Genomic DNA, 3,434 nt, shown 5'->3' with positions numbered 1-3,434 from the left:
CTTCGAGCCCCCATCCATTCAGAAGGCCTGCCAGGCCTTCTGAATGGCGGGGGGCTCGATCGTGCTGTCGCTGCTCGCTGTTCTGGCGTACGGCCTGATCATCGTTGCGGTGTCGGCGATCATCGGCAGCAGCGATGTGGCATTGGGACTCGGAGCGGTGCTCGCTCAATTGGTTCAGTTGCCTTTCTCCATCCTCGCCAGCCTGTTGTCGATGTTGTTGGTGGCCGTTCCTGCCCTCTACTACGAACGCGGTGAGGTGCTGACGATTTCAGCTGCCGCTCAGCTGCTCACCGGCCGTTGGTGGCGTTACGTCCTGGCGGGGCTGTTCTTCTCGCTGGTCACCACCATTGGCTTTCTGCTCTACATCCTTCCCGGTATTGCCGTGGCGTTGGTGACACCGGTGTTCGTGAATCGCATCTTCGTCACCGACATGACCATCGGTGAAGCCTTTGCCCACTCGTTTCAGGTGGTGTATCGCTCGGAGAACGGCTTGAGCTTTGTGGGGCTTGAGGTGTTGACGGGCATCGTTGTGGGGCTGCTGGCCCTGGCGACCTGCGGTCTAGGTGGCTTTGTGGTGATCCCCATGGCCAGCTTTTTCCTCCAGAACGTCGCCTATCAGCGTGGCCTATTGCGCTGAGGCCTCAGCCACTGGGCCAGCTGTTGGTGCTCAGGCGCAGCAGCCAGTAGCTGATCAACCCTCCAGCCAACACCGGCAGGGGCCAGAGGGGCAGACCTCTGGGGATGAGACGCCGTTGCTGGAGCGCCAGCACACTCCAGAGCACCAGCCCCAGGGCGGCAATGGGGCCAAACAGATGGCCATTGCAGCGATCCGCTCAGATCACCGTTGAGTGCTGTCCCCGTCGCGCGGGTCAGAAAGCATTTGGGGCAGGGCACGCAGCGGACAGCCAATGCCAGGCAGGCCTTGATGCAGGCCCTCGAGCCACAACGCACAAGTCAGAGCCGCGGGCAGCCGGTAGCCCGCGCGTTGCAACCACCGCAGAAAACGGTTCAGAGATCAGCGATCCACCGATCCCATGATCACGTCGATGGAACCGAGGATGGCCATGATGTCAGCCACCTTTTGTCCCTTGAGGATGTGGGGAAGGATCTGCAGGTTGTTGCTGTCGGCAGCACGGATCTTGAAACGCCAGGGGGTGACGTCGTTGTTGCCCTGGATGAACACGCCGATCTCGCCCTTGCCCGATTCCAACCGGGTATAGAGCTCACCGTTGGGGATCTTGAAGGTGGGAGCCACCTTCTTGGCTACGTATTGGAAGTCGAAACCAGCGGCATCGCTGCCCTTACCTTCGTTGAGGCGCGTGGCCTCGAGGTTTTCGGTGGGGCCGCCGGGGATCATGTCACAGGCCTGGCGCAGGATCTTGAGCGACTGGCGCATTTCTTCGATGCGCACGCGATATCGGGCGTAGCAGTCGCCTTCCTTCTCCCAGGCCACCTGCCAGTCGAAGTCGTCGTAGCACTCGTAGTGATCCACCTTGCGTAGATCCCAGGGCACACCGGAGGCGCGCAGCATCGGGCCGGAGAGGCTCCAGTTGATGGCGTCTTCCTTCTTGATCGTTCCCAAACCTTCAATCCGGCGCCGGAAAATCGGGTTGTTGGTGATCAGCTTTTCGTATTCATCAATCTTGGGGCCGAACCAGTCGCAGAAATCACGGCACTTCTCAAGCCAGCCCCAGGGCAAATCAGCGGCGATGCCGCCGATGCGGAAATAGTTGTTATTGATCAGACGCTGGCCGGTGGCGGCTTCCCAGAGGTCGTAGATCATCTCCCGCTCGCGGAAGATGTAGAAAAACGGTGTCTGAGCCCCCACGTCTGCCAGGAAGGGGCCAAGCCAGAGCAGGTGATTGGCTATGCGGTTGAGTTCCAGCATCAGCACTCGGATGTAGCTCGCCCGCTTGGGCACTGGGATGTTCGCCAGTTTTTCCGGGGCGTTCACCACGATCGCCTCGTAGAACATTCCCGCCGCGTAGTCCATGCGGCTCACGTAGGGCACGAACATCACGTTCGTGCGGTTCTCGGCGATCTTCTCCATGCCGCGATGGAGGTAACCGATCACCGGTTCGCAGTCGACCACGTCCTCACCATCGAGGGTGACCACGAGCCGCAGCACCCCGTGCATGGAGGGGTGGTGGGGCCCGAAGTTCACCACCATGGGCTCCGTGCGCGTTTCCAGCTGCGTCATGGGAGAGGTGGTCCGATCGATGGGTAGATCTTAAGGAGTTTCCGCCTGTGGCTTGTGCCCCCCTTCAGCCATGTGCCCGTGCTGGCCGATGCGGTGCTGGATGCGACCCGGCAGATCCCCCGTCCGGATGGCCTGTTGATCGACGCCACCCTCGGTGGAGGTGGCCACAGCGCCCTGTTGCTGGAACAGCATCCCAGCCTGCGATTGATCGGTTTGGACCAGGACGCCACGGCCCGGGCCGCGGCGGCGGAGCGTCTGGCCCCCTTCGGCGATCGCGTCTCGATCGTGGCCACCAATTTTGCCGACTATGTGCCGCCCGAGCCTGCCGTGATGGTGCTGGCGGATCTGGGGGTGAGCAGCCCGCAGCTGGATGTGGCGGAGCGGGGCTTCAGTTTTCGCCTGGATGGTCCTTTGGACATGCGAATGAATGCCGGCGGAGCGGGGGAGACCGCGGCTGAACTGATTGATCGCCTAGAGGAGAATGAGCTCGCGGATCTGATCTATGGCTACGGGGAGGAACGGCTCTCCCGCCGCATCGCCAGGCGGATCAAAACCGACCTCAAGGACAAGGGATTTTATGACGGTACCGCGGCCTTGGCCTACGCCGTGGCCGGTTGCTATCCCCCCAAGGCGCGGCGGGGGCGGATTCACCCTGCCACCCGCACCTTCCAGGCCCTGCGGATTGCGGTGAATGATGAGCTGGGGGTGCTGGATCGCCTGCTGCAGCAGGCCCCCGACTGGCTGGAGCCCGAGGGCCTGCTGGGGATCATCAGTTTTCATTCCCTGGAAGACCGCCGCGTCAAGACCGCCTTCCTGCGCGATGAGCGCTTGCAACGGATCACCCGCAAGCCGGTGGGGGCCACCGAGCAGGAGGAAGAGGCCAACCCCCGCAGCCGCAGTGCCAAATGGCGGGTGGCCCAGCGTTTGGCCCCTGCTTAGCGACCGCTGAGGAACCCGGCGGCAGCTGCGGCGTCGGTGATCGCTGTGATGGCCTGATCCACGTCGGCGGCTGTGGTCTCGCGCCCTAGGCTCAGCCGCACGGAGGCTTCGGCTTCAGCGCGCGAGCGGCCGATCGCTTGCAGCACGTGGGACGGGGCGCCAGTGCTGCAGGCGGAGCCACTGCTGCAGGCCAGGTGCGGGCGCAGGGCCCGGTGCAGGCGGCTGCCGTTCACCCCGGGCAGGCTGATGTTGAGGTTGTGGGGCAAGCGCGGCTGTAGAGCTCCATTGAGCAGCA

At 63.1% G+C, this 3,434-nt stretch carries 4 protein-coding genes and 1 pseudogene; 2 read left to right on the top strand and 3 right to left on the bottom strand.

The features are described 5' to 3' along the window. Positions 1–43: 43 nt before the first annotated feature. On the top strand, positions 44–637 hold the full coding sequence (locus ACGVJ8_RS11970; RefSeq protein ID WP_392348387.1) for a hypothetical protein: 594 nt from the start codon (positions 44–46) through the stop codon (positions 635–637). Positions 638–641: 4 nt separating this feature from the next. Here ACGVJ8_RS11970 and ACGVJ8_RS11965 read toward each other — a convergent pair whose 3' ends face one another. Continuing rightward, complete coding sequence (locus ACGVJ8_RS11965; RefSeq protein ID WP_392348385.1) at positions 642–782, bottom strand: hypothetical protein; 141 nt, start codon at positions 780–782, stop codon at positions 642–644. 233 nt (positions 783–1,015) lie between these two features. Next, on the bottom strand, positions 1,016–2,200 hold the full coding sequence (locus tag ACGVJ8_RS11960; RefSeq protein WP_392348383.1) for an NAD(P)H-quinone oxidoreductase subunit H: 1,185 nt from the start codon (positions 2,198–2,200) through the stop codon (positions 1,016–1,018). Between the two features lie 54 nt (positions 2,201–2,254). Between ACGVJ8_RS11960 and rsmH the strand changes: the two genes are divergently transcribed. Beyond that, the gene (gene rsmH, locus ACGVJ8_RS11955) at positions 2,255–3,139 is read left to right on the top strand and encodes a 16S rRNA (cytosine(1402)-N(4))-methyltransferase RsmH (protein WP_392348381.1); all 885 of its coding nucleotides are present in this window, start codon (positions 2,255–2,257) and stop codon (positions 3,137–3,139) included. Here the strand turns inward: rsmH and ACGVJ8_RS11950 are convergent. After that, positions 3,136–3,434: pseudogene (locus ACGVJ8_RS11950) on the bottom strand (IscS subfamily cysteine desulfurase); the annotation flags it as partial. The gene rsmH and the pseudogene ACGVJ8_RS11950 sit on opposite strands and share 4 nt — an antisense overlap.

Source organism: Parasynechococcus sp. (assembly GCF_042954245.1).
Taxonomy (GTDB): domain Bacteria; phylum Cyanobacteriota; class Cyanobacteriia; order PCC-6307; family Cyanobiaceae; genus Parasynechococcus.
The sequence above is the reverse complement of the archived record's forward strand: the minus strand, read 5'-3'. Positions and strand labels throughout refer to the sequence as shown.

Excerpts from the sequence above, each read along its gene's own strand:
- ACGVJ8_RS11970 (WP_392348387.1), top strand. The coding sequence starts at position 44 with ATGGCGGGGGGCTCGATCGTGCTGTCGCTGCTCGCTGTTCTGGCGTAC.
- ACGVJ8_RS11960 (WP_392348383.1), bottom strand. The coding sequence starts at position 2,200 with ATGACGCAGCTGGAAACGCGCACGGAGCCCATGGTGGTGAACTTCGGG.